Origin of the sequence: Pseudomonas sp. BW16M2, from assembly GCF_014268865.1 — a bacterium.
Classification (GTDB): Bacteria; Pseudomonadota; Gammaproteobacteria; order Pseudomonadales; family Pseudomonadaceae; genus Aquipseudomonas; species Aquipseudomonas peradeniyensis.
The window spans coordinates 98,526-116,555 of record NZ_JABWRI010000001.1 but is presented as its reverse complement, the minus strand read 5'-3'; the positions used below and the strand labels follow the sequence as shown (position 1 = coordinate 116,555).

General features: G+C 66.2%; 15 protein-coding genes. 5 read left to right on the top strand and 10 right to left on the bottom strand.

The annotated features are described in order from the left end of the window. Nucleotides 1-244 precede the first annotated feature (244 nt). From gltB to HU735_RS00425, 4 genes are all read left to right on the top strand, one after another. On the top strand, nt 245-4,690 hold the full coding sequence (gene gltB, locus HU735_RS00440; protein WP_186712002.1) for a glutamate synthase large subunit: 4,446 nt from the start codon (nt 245-247) through the stop codon (nt 4,688-4,690). Nucleotides 4,691-4,796: 106 nt separating this feature from the next. Beyond that, nucleotides 4,797-6,215, top strand: a complete 1,419-nt coding sequence (locus HU735_RS00435) for an FAD-dependent oxidoreductase (protein WP_050707339.1) — start codon at nt 4,797-4,799, stop codon at nt 6,213-6,215. A gap of 193 nt (nt 6,216-6,408) precedes the next feature. Continuing rightward, on the top strand, nt 6,409-7,473 hold the full coding sequence (hemE, locus tag HU735_RS00430; RefSeq protein WP_186712001.1) for a uroporphyrinogen decarboxylase: 1,065 nt from the start codon (nt 6,409-6,411) through the stop codon (nt 7,471-7,473). A 115-nt stretch (nt 7,474-7,588) separates the two neighbouring features. Continuing rightward, nucleotides 7,589-7,936, top strand: a complete 348-nt coding sequence (locus tag HU735_RS00425; RefSeq protein ID WP_186712000.1) for a NirD/YgiW/YdeI family stress tolerance protein — start codon at nt 7,589-7,591, stop codon at nt 7,934-7,936. 115 nt (nt 7,937-8,051) lie between these two features. Here the strand turns inward: HU735_RS00425 and HU735_RS00420 are convergent, their stop codons facing one another. Next, entirely contained in the window at nt 8,052-9,293 is a 1,242-nt protein-coding gene (locus HU735_RS00420; RefSeq protein WP_186711999.1) for an MFS transporter, read from the bottom strand. 122 nt (nt 9,294-9,415) lie between these two features. On the opposite strand from HU735_RS00420, the gene HU735_RS00415 reads away from it, so the two are divergent. Continuing rightward, nucleotides 9,416-10,321, top strand: coding sequence for a LysR family transcriptional regulator (locus HU735_RS00415; protein WP_186711998.1), 906 nt, complete (start codon nt 9,416-9,418; stop codon nt 10,319-10,321). A gap of 40 nt (nt 10,322-10,361) precedes the next feature. Here the strand turns inward: HU735_RS00415 and HU735_RS00410 are convergent, their stop codons facing one another. From HU735_RS00410 to HU735_RS00370, 9 genes are read right to left on the bottom strand one after another with little or no spacing between them, the layout of a single operon-like run. Next, nucleotides 10,362-10,796 (bottom strand): hypothetical protein, encoded by a 435-nt coding sequence (locus HU735_RS00410; protein WP_050707335.1) that lies wholly within the window; start codon nt 10,794-10,796, stop codon nt 10,362-10,364. Nucleotides 10,797-10,823: 27 nt separating this feature from the next. Then, nucleotides 10,824-12,050 carry a beta-ketoacyl-ACP synthase gene (locus tag HU735_RS00405; RefSeq protein ID WP_186711997.1) on the bottom strand — a complete coding sequence of 409 codons (1,227 nt, stop codon included), beginning with the start codon at nt 12,048-12,050 and terminating at the stop codon, nt 10,824-10,826. After that, nucleotides 12,050-12,778 (bottom strand): 3-oxoacyl-ACP reductase FabG, encoded by a 729-nt coding sequence (gene fabG / locus HU735_RS00400; RefSeq protein WP_186711996.1) that lies wholly within the window; start codon nt 12,776-12,778, stop codon nt 12,050-12,052. The genes HU735_RS00405 and fabG overlap by 1 nt, the downstream gene beginning before the upstream one ends. Continuing rightward, the gene (locus HU735_RS00395; RefSeq protein ID WP_050707332.1) at nt 12,771-13,241 is read right to left on the bottom strand and encodes a hotdog family protein; all 471 of its coding nucleotides are present in this window, start codon (nt 13,239-13,241) and stop codon (nt 12,771-12,773) included. Before HU735_RS00395 ends, fabG begins: the two co-directional genes overlap by 8 nt. Then, entirely contained in the window at nt 13,238-14,431 is a 1,194-nt protein-coding gene (locus HU735_RS00390; protein ID WP_186711995.1) for a beta-ketoacyl-[acyl-carrier-protein] synthase family protein, read from the bottom strand. Before HU735_RS00390 ends, HU735_RS00395 begins: the two co-directional genes overlap by 4 nt. After that, entirely contained in the window at nt 14,428-14,913 is a 486-nt protein-coding gene (locus HU735_RS00385) for a hypothetical protein (protein ID WP_186711994.1), read from the bottom strand. The genes HU735_RS00390 and HU735_RS00385 overlap by 4 nt, the downstream gene beginning before the upstream one ends. Then, nucleotides 14,910-15,641 carry a class I SAM-dependent methyltransferase gene (locus HU735_RS00380; RefSeq protein WP_186711993.1) on the bottom strand — a complete coding sequence of 244 codons (732 nt, stop codon included), beginning with the start codon at nt 15,639-15,641 and terminating at the stop codon, nt 14,910-14,912. Before HU735_RS00380 ends, HU735_RS00385 begins: the two co-directional genes overlap by 4 nt. Then, a complete protein-coding gene (locus HU735_RS00375; RefSeq protein WP_186711992.1) occupies nt 15,638-16,885 on the bottom strand; it encodes an NAD(P)/FAD-dependent oxidoreductase in 1,248 nt (415 codons plus the stop codon). The genes HU735_RS00380 and HU735_RS00375 overlap by 4 nt, the downstream gene beginning before the upstream one ends. Continuing rightward, a complete protein-coding gene (locus tag HU735_RS00370) occupies nt 16,872-18,029 on the bottom strand; it encodes a sodium:proton antiporter (protein WP_186711991.1) in 1,158 nt (385 codons plus the stop codon). The genes HU735_RS00375 and HU735_RS00370 overlap by 14 nt, the downstream gene beginning before the upstream one ends. Between the last annotated feature and the right edge of the window lies 1 nt (nt 18,030).

The following is an 18,030-nucleotide window of genomic DNA, read 5'->3' as shown; positions in this document are numbered from 1 at the left end:
TGGCTGAAACGCTTCAGACTCTAGCCAAGCCGCTATCACGGCGCATGGCGTAAAAACATTCAAAATTGCGACATAAATTTTCAATGGTGAGACATGAAAATTTGTGGGCGTCGCTGTCGCTGTGCAACAATGGTTTTCCATGACCACCGCAAAAAAGCTGGCGTTTGATCGGCGTGGATGGTAAGTGGTTGTTAAAAAAGAGATTTGCCTCCGGTTGAGAGGTGAACCTGGTGAGAAAGTGTCTATGAAAACAGGTCTGTACCATCCCGAAGAATTCAAGGACAACTGTGGTTTCGGCCTGATCGCCCATATGACGGGGCAGCCGAGTCACCACCTTCTGCAAACCGCCATGCAGGCGCTGACCTGCATGACCCACCGCGGCGGCATCAACGCCGACGGCAAGACCGGCGACGGTTGTGGTCTGCTCATGCAGAAGCCTGATCAATTCCTGCGTGCCGTGGCCCAGGAGCACTTCGCCGTCGAGCTGCCCAGGCAGTACGCCGTCGGCATGGTGTTCTTCAACCAGGACCCGGTCAAAGCCCAGGCTGCCCGCGCCAACATGGACCGCGAGATCGTCAACGCCGGCCTCAAGCTGGTCGGCTGGCGCAAGGTGCCGATCGACACCAGCGTCCTCGGCCGCCTGGCCCTGGAGCGCCTGCCGCAGATCGAGCAGGTGTTCATCGGCGGAGAAGGCCTGAGTGACCAGGAATTCGCCATCAAGCTGTTCAGTGCCCGTCGCCGCTCGTCCGTGGCCAACGCCCACGACGCCGACCACTACATCTGCAGCTTCTCGCACAAGACCATCATCTACAAAGGCCTGATGATGCCGCGCGATCTCGCGGCGTTCTATCCGGACCTGGGCGACGAGCGCCTGCAGACCGCGATCTGCGTGTTCCACCAGCGCTTCTCCACCAACACCCTGCCGAAGTGGCCGCTGGCCCAGCCCTTCCGCTTCCTCGCCCACAACGGCGAGATCAACACCATCACCGGCAACCGCAACTGGGCCATGGCCCGTCGCACCAAGTTCGCCAACGACCTGATCCCCGACCTCGAAGAGCTCGGCCCGCTGGTCAACCGTGTCGGCTCCGACTCCTCGAGCATGGACAACATGCTCGAGCTGATGGTCACCGGCGGCATCGACCTGTTCCGTGGCGTGCGCATGCTGGTGCCGCCAGCCTGGCAGAACGTCGAGACCATGGACGCCGACCTGCGCGCCTTCTACGAATACAACTCCATGCACATGGAGCCGTGGGACGGCCCGGCCGGCATCGTCATGACCGAAGGCCGCCACGCGGTGTGCCTGCTCGACCGCAACGGCCTGCGCCCGGCGCGCTGGGTGACCACCACCAACGGCTACATCACCATCGCCTCGGAAATCGGCGTATGGGGCTACCAGCCGGAGGAAGTCCTGGCCAAGGGCCGTGTCGGCCCGGGCCAGATCCTCGCCGTGGACACCGAGACCGGGCAGATCCTCGACACCGACGCCATCGACAACCGCCTGAAGTCGCGCCACCCGTACAAGCGCTGGCTGCGCCAGCACGCCACGCGCATCCAGGCGACGCTGAGCGACGACCAGGGCGTGGCCAGCTACGACGCCGACCAGCTCAAGCAGTACATGAAGATGTTCCAGGTCACCTTCGAGGAGCGTGACCAAGTGCTGCGTCCGCTCGGCGAACAAGGCCAGGAAGCGGTCGGCTCGATGGGCGACGACACACCGATGGCCGTGCTGTCGCAGCGCGTGCGCTCGCCGTACGATTTCTTCCGCCAGCAGTTCGCCCAGGTGACCAACCCGCCGATCGACCCGCTGCGCGAGGCGATCGTCATGTCCCTGGAAATCTGCCTGGGCGCCGAGCGCAACATCTTCCAGGAGTCCCCCGAGCATGCCTCGCGGGTGATCCTCAGCTCGCCGGTCATCTCGCCCGCCAAGTGGCGTTCGCTGATGAACCTGGAGCGCGAAGGCTTCGACCGCCAGCTGATCGACCTCAACTATGAAGAGAGTGTCGGCCTGGAAGCGGCCATCCGCAACATCGCCGACCAGGCCGAAGAGGCCGTGCGCGGTGGCAAGACCCAGCTGGTGCTGAGCGACCGCTACATCGCCCCGGGCAAGCTGCCGGTGCACGCCTCGCTGGCCGTTGGCGCGGTGCACCACCGCCTGACCGAACAGGGCCTGCGCTGCGACAGCAACATCCTGGTCGAGACCGCCACCGCCCGTGACCCGCACCACTTCGCCGTGCTGCTGGGCTTCGGTGCCTCGGCCGTCTACCCGTACCTGGCCTACGAAGTGCTGGCCGACCTGATCCGCACCGGCGAAGTGCTGGGGGACCTGGACGAAGTCTTCAAGTACTACCGCAAGGGCATCTCCAAGGGCCTGCTGAAGATCCTGTCGAAGATGGGCATCTCCACCATCGCCTCGTACCGTGGCGCCCAGCTGTTCGAAGCCGTGGGCCTGGCCGAGGAAGTGGTCGGCCTGAGCTTCAAGGGTGTGTCGAGCCGCATCAAGGGCGCGCGTTTCGTCGACCTCGAAGGCGACCAGAAGCTGCTGGCCGCCGAGGCCTGGAGCGCGCGCAAGCCGATCCAGCAGGGTGGTCTGCTCAAGTTCGTCCACGGCGGCGAATACCACGCCTACAACCCGGATGTGGTCAACACCCTGCAGGCCGCCGTGCAGCAGGGCGACTACGCCAAGTTCAAGGAATACACCACGCTGGTCGACCAGCGGCCGGTGTCGATGATCCGCGACCTGCTCAAGGTCAAGGTCGCCGAGCAGCCGCTGGCGCTGGAGCAGGTCGAGCCGCTGGAGGACATCCTCAAGCGCTTCGACTCCGCCGGCATCTCCCTGGGCGCGCTGTCGCCGGAGGCCCACGAGGCCCTGGCCGAGGCCATGAACCGCCTGGGCGCGCGCTCCAACTCCGGCGAGGGCGGTGAAGACCCGGCCCGCTACGGCACCATCAAGAGCTCGAAGATCAAGCAGGTGGCCACCGGCCGCTTCGGCGTGACCCCTGAGTACCTGGTCAATGCCGAGGTGCTGCAGATCAAGGTGGCCCAGGGCGCCAAGCCCGGCGAGGGCGGCCAGCTGCCGGGCGGCAAGGTCAACGGCCTGATCGCGCGGCTGCGCTACGCGGTGCCGGGCGTGACCCTGATCTCGCCGCCGCCGCACCATGACATCTATTCGATCGAAGACCTGGCCCAGCTGATCTACGACCTCAAGCAGGTCAACCCGCAGGCCCTGGTGTCGGTCAAGCTGGTGGCGGAAGCCGGCGTCGGCACCATCGCCGCCGGCGTGGCCAAGGCCTACGCCGACCTGATCACCATCTCCGGCTACGACGGTGGCACCGGTGCTTCGCCGCTGACCTCGATCAAGTACGCCGGCGCGCCGTGGGAGCTGGGCCTGGCCGAAACCCACCAGACCCTGCGCGGCAACGACCTGCGCGGCAAGGTGCGGGTGCAGACCGACGGCGGCCTGAAAACCGGCCTGGACGTGATCAAGGCCGCCATCCTCGGCGCCGAGAGCTTCGGCTTCGGCACCGCGCCGATGATCGCCCTGGGCTGCAAGTACCTGCGCATCTGTCACCTGAACAACTGCGCCACGGGCGTGGCCACCCAGAACGACAAGCTGCGCAAGGACCACTACATCGGCACCGTCGACATGGTGATCAACTTCTTCACCTTCGTCGCCGAAGAGACCCGTGAGTGGCTGGCCAAGCTGGGCGTGCGCAGCCTGGGCGAGCTGATCGGCCGCACCGACCTGCTCGACGTGCTGCCGGGCGACACCGAGCGCCAGCATCACCTCGACCTGTCGCCGCTGCTGGGTAGCTCGCACATCCCGGCCGACAAGCCGCAGTTCTGCGAAGTGGACAGGAACCCGCCGTTCGACAAGGGCGAGCTGGCCGAGAAGATGGTCGCCATGGCCCTGCCGGCGATCCGCGACCAGGCCGGTGGCGAGTTCAGCCTCGACATCTGCAACTGCGACCGTTCCATCGGTGCGCGCATCTCCGGCGAGATCGCCAGGCTGCACGGCAACCAGGGCATGGCCGCGGCGCCGATCACCTTCCGCTTCAAGGGCACCGCCGGCCAGAGCTTCGGCGTTTGGAACGCCGGTGGCCTGAACCTGCACCTGGAAGGCGACGCCAACGACTACGTCGGCAAAGGCATGACCGGTGGCAAGCTGACCATCGTGCCGCCAGCCGGCAGCCCGTTCGAAACCCAGCACAGCGCCATTGTCGGCAACACCTGCCTGTACGGTGCCACCGGCGGCAAGCTGTTCGCCGCCGGCACCGCGGGCGAGCGCTTCGCTGTGCGTAACTCCGGTGCCCACGCTGTGGTCGAGGGCACCGGCGATCACTGCTGTGAATACATGACCGGCGGCTTTGTCTGCGTCCTGGGCAAGACCGGTTACAACTTCGGTTCTGGCATGACGGGCGGCTTCGCCTACGTGCTCGACATGGACAATAGCTTCGTCGACAAGCTCAACCACGAGCTGGTGGAAATCCAGCGAATCAGTGGTGAGGCGATGGAGGCTTACCGCAGCCATCTGGCGCGGGTCCTGGGCGAGTACGTGGAAGAAACCGGCAGCGAGTGGGGGCGTGAGCTCTCCGAGAACCTGGACGACTACGTGCGGCGCTTCTGGCTGGTCAAGCCGAAGGCGGCCAACCTCAAGCAACTGCTGTCCAGCACCCGTGCCAACCCGCAGTAAGAACAGCTGCAAGTGACGGCCCCGTGCGCGGGGCCCGTCCTGCTCAAGTGATTGTCTTGCAGCTTGCGGTCCAAGGCCTGCAACTGCGGTAAAGAGGTTTTGAAAAATGGCTGAACGTCTGAGCAACGACTTCCAGTTCATCGAAGTGGGCCGCAAGGACCCGAAGAAAAAATTGCTGCGCCAGCGCAAGAAGGAGTTCGTCGAGATCTACGAACCCTTCAAGCCGCAGCAGTCCGTGGAGCAGGCGCACCGCTGCCTGGGCTGCGGCAACCCGTATTGCGAATGGAAGTGCCCGGTGCACAACTTCATTCCCAACTGGTTGAAGCTGGTCTCCGAAGGCAACATCCTGGCCGCGGCTGAACTGTCGCACCAGACCAACACCCTGCCGGAAGTGTGCGGCCGCGTGTGCCCGCAGGACCGTCTGTGCGAAGGGGCCTGCACCCTGAACGACGGCTTCGGCGCGGTGACCATCGGCTCGGTGGAGAAGTACATCACCGACACCGCCTTCGCCATGGGCTGGCGCCCGGACATGTCCAAGGTCAAGCCCACTGGCAAGCGCGTTGCCATCATCGGTGCCGGCCCTGCTGGCCTGGGCTGCGCCGACGTGCTGGTGCGCGCGGGCGTGACCCCGGTGGTGTTCGACAAGAACCCCGAGATCGGCGGCCTGCTGACCTTCGGCATCCCCGAGTTCAAGCTGGAAAAGACCGTGTTGAGCAATCGCCGCGAAGTCTTCACCGGCATGGGCATCGAGTTCCGCCTGAACACCGAGGTGGGCAAGGACATCAGCATGGAGCAGCTGCTCGCCGAGTACGATGCGGTGTTCATGGGCATGGGCACTTACACCTACATGAAGGGCGGCTTCCCGGGCGAGGACCTGCCGGGCGTGCATGACGCGCTGGACTTCCTGATCGCCAACGTCAACCGCAACCTCGGCTTCGAGAAGTCGCCGGAAGACTTCGTCGACATGCAGGGCAAGAAGGTCGTGGTCCTGGGCGGTGGCGACACCGCGATGGACTGCAACCGCACCTCGATCCGCCAGGGCGCCAAGGCGGTGACCTGCGCCTATCGTCGTGACGAAGCCAACATGCCGGGTTCGCGCAAAGAGGTGAAGAACGCCAAGGAAGAGGGCGTGAAGTTCCTCTACAACCGCCAGCCCATCGCCATCGTCGGCGAGGACAAGGTCGAAGGCGTGAAGGTGGTCGAGACCCGTCTCGGCGAGCCGGATGCCCGTGGCCGCCGCAGCCCCGAGCCGATCCCGGGCTCCGAGGAGATCCTGCCGGCCGATGCCGTGGTGATCGCCTTCGGCTTCCGCCCGAGCCCGGCGCCGTGGTTCGAGCAGCATGGTATCCAGCTGGACAGCCAGGGCCGCGTGGTGGCGCCGGAGAAGGGCAAGTTCAAGCACCAGACCAGCAATCCGAAAGTGTTTGCCGGTGGCGACATGGTGCGGGGGTCGGATCTGGTGGTGACGGCGATCTTCGAAGGCCGCACCGCTGCCGAAGGCATCCTGGATTATCTCGAAGTCTGATCCGGTCTATTCGCGGGGTAAGCCCGCTCCCACGCTAGAACATGTATAGCGTGGGAGCGGGCTTGCCCCGCGATGCTTTTTGTATACAAAAATGCTTGATCCACGGCACCCAATAGACAAAACGCATGGCCATGGCCGTGCCTTTTGCGTCCGCGTCTGAGAAAATGCCCGCACTTTTTTTCCGGATGCCGACATGACTGCCCTGAAGAACGATCGTTTCCTGCGTGCACTGCTCAAGCAACCCGTAGACGTCACCCCGGTATGGATGATGCGCCAGGCCGGCCGCTACCTGCCGGAGTACCGCGCCAGCCGCGCCAAGGCCGGCGACTTCATGAGCCTGTGCATGAACCCGCAGTTCGCCTGCGAGGTCACCTTGCAGCCGCTGGACCGCTACCCGCTGGACGCGGCGATCCTCTTCTCGGACATCCTCACCATTCCCGACGCCATGGGCCAGGGCCTGTACTTCGAGACCGGCGAAGGCCCGCGTTTCAAGAAGGTCATCAGCACCCTGGCGGACATCGAGGCGCTGCCGATTCCCGACCCGCAAAAGGACCTGGGCTATGTGATGGACGCGGTCAGCACCATCCGCCGCGAGCTCAACGGCCGCGTGCCGCTGATCGGCTTCTCCGGCAGCCCGTGGACCCTGGCCACCTACATGGTCGAAGGCGGCTCGTCGAAGGACTTCCGCAAGACCAAGGCCATGGCCTACGACAACCCGCAAGCCCTGCACCTGCTGCTGGACAAGCTGGCGCAGTCGGTCACCAGCTACCTCAATGGCCAGATCCTGGCCGGCGCCCAGGCCGTGCAGATCTTCGACACCTGGGGCGGCAACCTGTCGGCGGCGGCCTACCAGGAGTTCTCCCTGGCCTACATGCGCAAGATCGTCAGCGGCCTGATCCGCGAGCACGAAGGGCGCAAGATACCGGTGATCCTGTTCACCAAGAACGGCGGCCTGTGGCTGGAAAGCATCGCCGAGGCCGGTGCCGATGCCCTGGGCCTGGACTGGACCTGCGAAATCGGCGACGCCCGCCGCCGCGTCGGCGACAAGGTGGCGCTGCAGGGCAACATGGACCCGACCGTGCTGTACGCCAAGCCCGAGGCGATCCGCAAGGAAGTGGCGCGCATCCTCGCCAGCTATGGTAAGGGCAGCGGCCATGTGTTCAACCTGGGGCATGGCATCACCCCCGAGGTTGATCCGGAGCACGCCGGCGTGTTCATCAACGCCGTGCATGAGCTGTCGGCGCAGTACCACCAGTAATCGGTGTGCAACGCGAGAAGCCCGGCCAAGTGCCGGGCTTTTTGTTGTATTAAGTTTCAATTCAGCGATCGTCGGTAATCTGGGGCCATCAAAACGCAAACAGGACCCGATCACCATGAAAGCCCGTTACCTGCCCCTGATCCTCGCCCCGCTGTTCAGCACCGCCGCCCTGGCCGCCGGCTACACCGGCCCCGGTGCCCAGGCCGTGACCACGGTCGCCGCCGCCAACGATGCCGCCGACGACACCCCGGTGGTGCTGCAGGGCTACGTGACCAAGAAGATCAACAGCGACGACAAGTACGAGTTCAAGGACAACACCGGCACCATCACCGTCGAGATCGACGACGAAGACCTGCCGCCGACGCCGTTCAACGACAAGACCAAGGTCAAGCTGACCGGCGAGGTGGAGAAACACCTGATGAGCCGTGAGGTGGATGTGGATATCGTCGAGATCATCAACTGATCCGAAGCTTCACGCTTCAATGCGTGGGAGCGGGCTTGCCCCGCGATAGCGCCAGCCAGTGCAAGCCTCGTTGCCTGATAGGACGCCATCGCGGGGCAAGCCCGCTCCCACGATATCAGGCCGTTTTCGGTGGCAGCTTGCTCAGATGCACCGCCACCAGCAACGCCACCGCCAGCAGGCTGCCGATGAACAGCCCGATGCCGTTCCAGCCCCACTGGTGCCAGAACACCCCGCCCGCCGTCCCCGCCACGCTCGACCCCGCGTAGTAACAGAACAGGTACAACGACGAAGCCTGCCCCTTGGCCTTGAGCGCCCGGCGTCCGATCCAGCTGCTGGCCACCGAGTGCGCGCCGAAGAAGCCGAAGGTAAACACCAGCATGCCGACAATGATCATCGCCAGCGGGTTGGCCAGGGTCATCAGCAGGCCACCGGCCATTACCACGATGCTGGCCCAGAACACCTTGCGCCGGCCCAGCTTGTCGGCCAGGGCGCCGACCTGCGCCGAGCTGTAGATCCCCGACAGGTACACCACCGACAGCAACCCGACCAGCGCCTGGTTCATGTGATAGGGCCCGGCCAGCAGGCGGTAGCCGATGTAGTTGAACAGGGTGACGAAGGCGCCCATCAGCAGGAAGGCCTCGAGGAACAGCCAAGGCAGCCCGGCATCCCTGAAGTGCATGACGAAGCCGTCGAGCAGGCTGCGCGGATTCAGCGTTTGGGGCCGGAAGTTGCGCGAGTCGGGCAGCACCTTCCAGAACACCAGCGCCGCTACCAGGGCCAGGCCGCCGATGGCGAGCATCGCCGTGTGCCAGCTGACGAAGTCGATCAGCACGCCGGTGATCAGGCGCCCGCTCATGCCGCCAATGGCGTTGCCGCCAATGTACAGGCCCATGGCCAGGCCGATGTGCTGCGGGTGGATTTCTTCGCTCAGGTAAGTCATCGCCACCGCCGCCAGGCCGCTCAACGACAGGCCCACCAGGGCGCGCGTCGCCAGCACCAGTTCCCAGCTCGGCATCACCGCGCTGGCCAGGGTCGACAGGGCGGCGCAGAGCAGGGCGAAGACCATCACCGGCTTGCGCCCGATACGGTCGGAGATCGGCCCGGTGACCAGCAGCCCGAACGCCAGCATGGCGGTGGACACCGACAGCACCAGGCTGCTCTGCGCGGCGTTGATGGAAAATTCCTGGGACAGCAGCGGCATCATCGGCTGCACGCAGTACAGCAGGGCGAAGGTGGCGAAGCCACCGCTGAACAGGGCCAGCACGGTCTTCATGAAGGCGGGGGAGCCTTTCTCGATCCAGATATCGTTGACGACAGGCTCGGGTTCGGCAGGCAGGGGGACTACGGCGGATCTCACGGAGGGTACCTCGGGCACTGGGGCCGGTGCTGCGATGGAAAAAGCATATAGCTGGCTAATGATTAGATCCAATATATTGTTCGACCTGTTTAAGACGTTTTACGACCTGTTTGGAGTCGATCATGGAGCTGCGTCACCTGCGCTATTTCATTGCCGTGGCCGAGGAGCTGCATTTTGGTCGTGCCGCCCAGCAGCTGGGTATCTCCCAGCCCCCGTTGAGCCAGCAGATCCAGGCCCTGGAGCAGGAGCTGGGGGCGCGCCTGTTCGAGCGCACCAACCGCCGGGTCGAGTTGAGCGAGGCCGGGCGCCTGTTCCTCGAGGAAGCGCGCCAGGTGCTGGCCCAGGTGGAGAAAGCCGCCGACGTGGCGCGGCGGGCGCAGTTGGGGGAATTGGGCGAGATGAAGATCGGTTTCACCTCCTCGGCGCCTTTCACCTCGAAGATTCCCAAGGCCCTGTACACGTTCCGCCAGCAGTTCCCGGCGGTGCACCTGAACCTCAAGGAAATGAGCAGCCGTGAGGTGGCCGAAGGGGTGTTCGACGAATCCATCGAAGTGGGCCTGATGCGGCCGATGCCGTTACCGGAGGGGTTGGTGGCCACCGAGCTGTTGCGCGAACCCTTGGTCGCGGTGATCAACGCCTCCCATCCGCTGGCCAAGGGCAGCGAGCAGGGGCTTTACATGCAGGCGCTGGCCCACGAGCCATTCGTGTTCTTTCCACGCAGCTATGGCAGCGGCTTGCATGCGCAGTTGCTGAGCCTGGCGCGCCAGGCGGGTTTCAGCCCGCATTTCGCCCAGGAGGCGGGCGAGGCGATGACCATCATCGGGCTGGTTTCGGCGGGGCTCGGGGTTTCGGTATTGCCAGCGTCGTTCCAGCGCATGCGCATCGACGGGGTGGTGTACCGCACCTTGCTGGACGAAGAGGCGGTCACGGCAGTGTGGCTGGTGCAGCGCGAGCGCGGCGGATCGGCAATGGCCAGGGCATTTGCCGCGCTGCTGACAGGCCAGGCAGGCAGCCAAGCCCGCCCCTGAGCGCCGGTGCCGCTGGCGGCCCCGGTGCCCAGGCGCAGGTTCAGTTGGAGACGCTGGCGTTGCCTTGCTGCTGCAGGATGCGCTGGGTGTTCAGGGCGTTCAGCTCACGCAGGATGCTGCGGTCGAGGTTGTAGACCCAGCGGTTGTAGTTGCGGTGGATCTGGCCGTCCTTGTAGCCCAGCTCACGGCTGTCGCGGTAGGCGATGCGGAACTGGCTGGGGCTGTAGTGGATATCGACCGCCGCGAAGAAGGTGTTGCGCACGGTGATATCGGCCTGGATCACGCTGGCGCCGACGTTGCGCGCGGTCCAGCCGCGCTCGGCGACGGCCTTGAGGATCGCCTGCTGGACCTGTGCCTGGCTGTAGTTGTGCCCGGCGGTCAGTTGCTCGGCCGGGTTGAGCACGGGTTTCGAGGTGCAGCCGGCCAGGCCGGTCAGTGCCAGGCCCAGGGCCGCGGCACGGATCAATGGGGACATTCCATTCTCTCCAGTAGGGTGGGGGTGTCAGGGCCAGCGACGGAAGATCAACGACGTGTTGACCCCGCCGAAGGCGAAGTTGTTGTTCATCACATGCTCATTGTTCATCGCGCGGAACTCGCCGCGCAGGTAGTCCAGCTCGCCGCAGCGCGGGTCGACGTGGTCGAGGTTGAGGGTGGGCACATAGCGGTCGCTGTTCATCATCTCGATGCTGAACCACGACTCCAGCGCGCCGCAGGCGCCCAGGGTATGGCCGAGGAAGCTCTTCTGCGAGCTGATCGGCATGCGTGGGCCGAACAGGCTGCTGGTGGCCTGGGTCTCGGCGATGTCGCCCTGCTCGGTGGCGGTACCGTGGCCGTTGACGTAGCCGATCGCCTCGCAGGCAAGGCCCGCGTCCTCCAGCGCCAGTTCCATGGCCCGGCGCATGGTGGCCTGCTCCGGACGGGTGGTGTGCTGGCCATCGGCGTTGCTGCCGAAGCCGACGATCTCGGCGTGGATCCGTGCGCCACGGGCCAGGGCGTGTTCCAGCTCCTCGAGCACCAGCATGCCGCCGCCTTCGCCGATCACCAGGCCATCGCGGTCGATGTCGTAGGGGCGCGGGCTCAGGTGCGGGGTGTCGTTCTTCAGGCTGGTGGCGTAGAGCGCGTCGAACACCATGGCCTCGGTGGGGCACAGTTCTTCGGCGCCGCCGGCGAGCATCATCGGCAGGCGCCCGTACTTGATCGCCTCGTAGGCGTAGCCGATGCCCTGGCTGCCGCTGGTGCAGGCGCTGGAGGTGGGAATCAGGCGCCCGGTGAGGCCGAAGAAGATGCTGATGTTGGCCGCCGTGGTGTGGGGCATCATGCGTACGTAGGAGTTGGCATTGAGGCCGTCTGCCACCGAGTTGAGCAGCATGTTGCCAAAGGCCTTGATCTCGTCGGTGCTGCCGGTGGACGAGCCGCAGGCCACGCCCATGCGCCCGTCGCGGATGCTCGCATCGTCCAGCAGGCCGGCGTCGGCCAGGGCGCGTTCGGCGGCGGCGACCGCCAGGCGCGACACCCGGCCCATGCTGCGCAACTGCTTGCGGGTCCAGTGGCCGGGCACCTTGAAGTCATCGATGGGGCCGGCCAGGCGGGTGTTGAGCTCTTCAAAGCGGTCCCACTCGTCCATGCGCCGGATGCCGCTGCGTTGCTGGGCGAAATGCCCGGCGATGCTCGCCCAGTCGTTGCCCAGGGCGGTGATGCCGGCCATGCCGGTGACGACGACGCGGCGCATCAGCACAGCCCTCCGTTGACCGCCAGCACCTGGCGGGTGATGTAGGCCGCCTCGGGCGACATCAGGAAATTCACCGCGCCGGCCACTTCCTCCGGCGTGCCCATGCGCCCGGCGGGGATCATCTTCAGCAGCTCGTCCACCGGCACGTGTTCGTCGAGCATGGCGGTATCGATCAGCCCGGGGGCCACGCAGTTGACCGTGATCCGGCGCTTGCCCAGCTCGATCGCCAGGGCCTTGGCGGCACCGATCAGACCGGCCTTGGAGGCGCTGTAGTTGACTTGGCCACGGTTGCCGATCAGGCCGGACACCGAGGTGATACAGACGATGCGGCCCGGTGCGCGGCGGCGGATCATCGGCATCGTCAGTGGGTGCAGGACATTGTAGAAACCGTCCAGGTTGGTACGCATGACCTGGTCCCAATCGTCCTCGGTCAGCGCCGGGAAGGCGCCGTCGCGGGTCAGGCCGGCGTTGCATACCACGCCGTAGTAGGCACCGTGGGTCTCCACATCGGCTTCCAGGATGGCCTTGCAGGCTTCGCGGTCGGCGACATCGAACTGCAGCACCCGCGCCTGCTGGCCCAGGGCCTGGACCTCGGCGGCGACGGTGTCGGCTTCGGCGCGGCCGCTGCGGCAGTGCAGGACCAGGTCGAAGCCGGCGCGCGCCAGGCGCAGGGCGATGGCCCGGCCGATGCCCCGGCTGGAGCCGGTGACCAGGATGGTGTCAGTCATGGGGTGACTCCTCAGGGCCCGCCTCGGCCAGGTAGCTGGCCACTTGCGGCGGGCGGTAGACATTCAGGCGGGCACTGGCGTTGATGCCGGGGCCGCGCAGGTGACATTCGAACACACCCATGCCGTTGTCGTCCTCCAGCGAGCGCAGCGCGTGGATGCGCAGCTCGGCGCCGGCGGGGAAATGTTCGACATCGCATTCGTACTTGCGGGTGCCGAGCAGGAAGCCCAGCTCCACTGGCTGGCCCAGGCGGCGCGCGCGGCAGCCGGCGTAGGCGGCCACGCTCTGGGCCATCAGCTCCAGGCCCAGCCAGGCCGGCAGGCTGCCGTCCTCGCGGTTGAACAGCCCGCCGGGGCGGACGGTCACGCGGGTGTGGATCTGCTCCTCGTCGCAGCTGTCGACCTGATCGATCAGGATCATGTCGCCGGCATGCGGCAGCAGTTCGGCCAATGGCCAGGCAATCATGGGGTGTCTCCGAGAATCAGGCTCACGTTGTTGCCGCCGAAGGCGAACGAATTGCTCATCAGTCGGCGCGGGCGGCCCTGGGGCAACTGCTGGCCGGCGTCTGCCAGGGCCAGCTCCGCCAGTTGCGGGTCGCGCTGGCCGTCCCAGACATGGGGTGGCAGCCGCCCGTGCGGGTTGTGTTCGCTCAGGGCCAGCCAGCAGAAGGCCGCCTCCAGCGCCCCGGCCGCGCCCAGGGTGTGGCCGGTCATCGGCTTGCTGGATGAGCACGCTGTGCTGGCGCCGAACAGGGCATGCACGGCCAGGCTTTCCATGGCGTCGTTGTGCTGGGTGGCGGTGCCGTGCAGGTTCAGGTAGTCGATCTGCGCCGCGGCCAGGCCGGCATTGTCCAGGGCCTTGGCCATGGCTTGCAAGGCGCCGTTGCCGGTGGGGTCGGGTGCCGAGATATGGTGGGCGTCGGAACTGGCGCCGGCGCCAAGCAGGGCGATGGCAGGCCCCTGTGCCGGGCGAGTTCGGCTCATGACGAACAGTGCGGCGCCTTCGCCGATGTTGATGCCGTTGCGGTTTACCGAGAACGGGTTGCAGCGTTGTTCGCTGACCGCGTCCAGGGCGCTGAAACCGTTGAGGGTCAGCCTGCACAGGCTGTCGACGCCCCCGCACAGCACGGCGTCGCACAGGCCCAGGTCGAGCAGGCGGCGTGCGCTCAGCAGCGCCCGGCCACTGGAGGTGCAGGCGGTGGAGATCACGTAGGCCGGGCCGCTCAGTTGCAGCCAGTCGGCCAGGAATTCGGCGGGCGCGCTCAGTGCCTGCTGGTCGTAGCGGTAGCTGTGGGGCAGCACGCCTTCGTGCAGGTAGTGGGCAATGTCGGCGCTGGCCTCGGCAATCCCCGAGGTGCTGGTGCCCAGCACCACGCCCACCCGCTGCGGACCGAAATCGGAAATTGCCTGGCGGATCGCTGTTTCGATCTGCAAGGCCGCGCAGTAGAGCAGCTGGTTGTTGCGGCTGTGCTGTTCAGGCAGGGGCACGGCGGGCAGTTCGCCACTGACCGCGCCCACCACAGGACGTCGGTCCTGCACCCAGCCCTCCTGGGGCAGCATGCCGGAGCAGTCACCGGCGAACAGGCGAGCGGCCACCTCGGCCTGGCCGCGGCCAAGGGCGCAGACCAGGCCCAGGGCGTTGAGATAGGCGGTCATGGTGTGTTCTCGCTGGGCAATGGGCTGACTTCATAACGCAGGCCCTGGCCCAGGTTCAAGGTGAAATGCTCGCTGGCCCGATAGTTGACCTGCCAGCGGTCGCCCAGCCAGCGTTGCTGTTCCTGTTGGCGGGCCTGTGGATAAAGACGCTGCAGTTGCTCGGACGGCGTCAGGGCGAACAGCACGGCGGCGAACAGTTCGCGTGCCGCCGGGTTGGGCGGCAGCAGGCCGTCGGCCTGCCATTGCCTGCCATCGAGCAACTGGCGGGCCTGGGGGATGCCCAGCAGGTCGAGCAGCGACCAGCGCAGACGGTGATTTTCGTTCTGGATCACCAGCAGCCAGTCCTGGCGTTGGCCGTCCTGCTCGCGTTGCACGTGCAACTGGCGCGGCAGTGTCAGCGTGGGTAGCGCCTCGGGCAGGGGCGGGCGCACGGCGCAGGCGCCGAGCAACAGGCACAGGCACAGCGCCAGCAGGTGTTTCATGGTTGCTCCAGGGGCTTGCGCGCCACCACGTTGACCAGGGTTTCCTCGCGCTGGCCAACCGGTGGCGGCTTGCGCAGTCCCAGGCGTTCGAGCAGGCCGAAGTCCTTTGAGCGGCTCCACCACAGATAAGGGTAGGACACGTTGCGCGCGGCGAACTCGAAGCCCTGGTCGCGCAGCATCTGCAGGTAGCCCTCGGCGCTTTTCTGCACGTGCATGGGGTGGCGGAACAGCCAGCGGATCACCCAGGTGTCGATGTAGGCCTCGGTGGACTCGGCGAACAGCAGGTAGCCGCCTGGCTTGAGTACACGGTAGAACTCAGCCAGGGCTTTCTCCTGTTCCACCAGGTGGTGGAAAGTCTGGTGGCAGAACAGGATGTCAACGCTGGCGTCGGGGAACTGCAGCGCCGCGCAATCGCTGCCGTGCAGCTCCACCTCGACACCCAGCCGCTGCGCCTCGGCGGCGCTCAGCGCCAGGCTGTGCGGGTCGGCGTCGGTGCCCAGCAGGCGCGACGGGGCGAACACCTGCAGCAGGTGCTTGAACGACTTGCCCTGGCCGCAGCCGGCATCGAGCAGCACCGGCGCCTGGGGTGGCTCGCCGTCGAACAGCCGGCGCAGGTCATTGATGGCCACGCGCAGCACATGGTGCTGCCAGGTGTGGCTGCGCAGGAACCAGAAGCCGATGCGGGTCTCTTCGACGTAGGTGTCGCTCAGGTAAGGTTGCTGGCTCATGCCGGCGTCCTCGCGCACAGCTCGGCCAGGGTGCGCAGGCGGCGCTTGGGTTCCGCGACGAACGGATTGCGCAGGTCCCAGGCATAGCCGGCGAGGATCGAGCTGATCATGGCGCGGATCTCCGGCGAGCTGCCGGGGTGGTAGATCACGTCCTGGAAGCTGCCGTCGTACCAGCCTTCGACATAGGCGCGGAAGGTGTCGACGCCGCGCTTGAGCGGCGTGGCGAACTCGGCCTGCCAGTCCACCGCCTCGCCCTCCAGCTGACGGTGCAGCAGGTTGGCGGCCATGCTCGCCGAGCGCATGGCAATGGTCACCCCCGAGGAAAATACCGGATCGAGGAATTCGGCGGCGTTGCCCAGCAGGGCGAAACCCGGGCCGTGCAGGGTGCTGACGTTGGCCGAGTAGCCACCGATGGTGCGGGCCGGGGTATCCCAGACGGCATTGGCCAGCACCTTGGACAGGCTCGGGGTCTGTGCCACGAAGTACTTGAGGCAGGCGTCCAGGTCGGCCGGCGCCTCGGCGAAGCGCTCGGCGGCGGCGACCACGCCCAGGGAGGTGCGACCGTTGCTGAACGGGATGGTCCAGAACCAGATGTCACGGTGCTCGGGGTGGGTGGTGATGAGGATCTTGTCGCGGTCGAAGCCGGGGTGGTCGATGCGGTCTTCGATATGGGTGAACACCGCCTGGCGCACCGGGAAGTTCGACGGTGCTTCCAGCTCCAGCAGGCGTGGCAGCACGCGGCCGTAGCCGCTGGCGTCGAGCACGAAGGCGCTTTCCACCTCGTATTCGTCACCCTCGGGGCGGCGCACCCGCACGCGCGGGCAGTCACCGCCCATGTCGACGCTGACGATCTCGTGCTCGTAGCGGATCTCCACGCCCTGGGCCTGGGCCTGGTCGGCAAGCAACTGGTCGAACTGCGCACGTTGCACCTGGAAGGTACTTGGTTTGCCCTGGGAGAAGGTCAGGCCGAAGTCGAACGCGCTGTATTCCTCGCCCCAGGCGAAGGCGGCGCCGTTCTTGTGCTGGAAGCCCGCGGCCTCGACGGCTTCGAGCATCCCGGCCTCCTCGACGAAGTCCAGGCAGTGGGACAGCAGGCTCTCGCCAATGGAGAAGCGCGGGAAACGCTGGCGCTCGATTACCAGTACATCGTGGCCCTTGCGCTTGAGCAGGGCGGCGGCGATGGCGCCGGAAGGCCCTGCGCCGATCACCAGCACCTGGCGTTGTTGCAGTTCACAGTTCGGCATGAGGCCTCCTTGGCGTCGGGACAGTATTCAGGGGAATCCGGTGCAGGCCGGCCATCGCCGGCATCAGGGTGGCAACCAGGCTCATCAGCATCAGGGCGAAGTACAGCTCCGGGCCGATCAGGCCCTGCTGCAGCAGCAGGTTGAGAAAGACGATTTCGCTCAGGCCGCGAATGTTCAGCAGCAGGCTCTCGCGCCATTTGCTCGCGCCGGGGAACGATGGCGCGGCCCAGCACAGGCCCAGCCAGTTGCCCAGCAGCTTGCTGGCGATCGGCAGGGCCAGCAGGGCGGCCAGTTGCAGCGCATCGAAGCCTTGCAGGGCATGGTGCACGTCGATCTGCACCACGCCGTAGGTCAGGATCAGCGGGACCGCCACGCCTTGCTGCAGGCGGCGGCTCCAGGCCTCGGACAGCGGCATGCGCACCGGGACCTTGAGCCAGGCCAGGCAAGCCAGGTAGCCGATGCCGAAGACCAGGGCATTGAGCCGGTAGTGCTCGGCGACGAACAGCAGCGCCAGGAACAGCGCGCCATATACCCTGGGGGCCCGCAGGCCGGCGATGTGCAGCGGCACGGGCAGGGCCGCCGCCAGCAGCGGCCAGGCCAGGCTGCCCGGTTGCAGGCTGCCCTGGCCGAGACCCAGCAGCAGCCAGCAGGCCAGGTCGATGAGGATCGCCGCCTGCAGCAGCCGTCGGCTGGCCGCGGGTGGATAGTTGATGGCGCGCAGGTACAGGTACAGCACCGGGATCGCGGTGATGGCGAACACCAGGCCCAGGGCCAGCGCGGTAAGGCCGCCCTGGTCCAGCAGCCACAGCGCGCAGGCCAGGCCGCAGGTAAAGGGCACCAGGAAGCTGGGCACGGCGAGCTTCAAAGCCTCGCGGTCCACGCGCAGCTCGGCGACGTCAGCGAGGATGTGCCCGAGCAGCAAAGCGAAACTGCAGCCGTAGAGGGTCTTCAACCAGCTCGGCGCGACCAGCGCGGCGCCGTCGAGCTGCCAGTGCGGCTCGACCCACAGCAGCATCAGCAGTGGCAGTACCAGGGTCGCCAGCAGCAGCTGGCTGACGATCGGGATCAGCCCCATGCGCTTGCCCAGCGCGCAGGCCAGGGCGAACAGCAACAGGGCCAGGGCCCAGAACAACAACACGCTCATG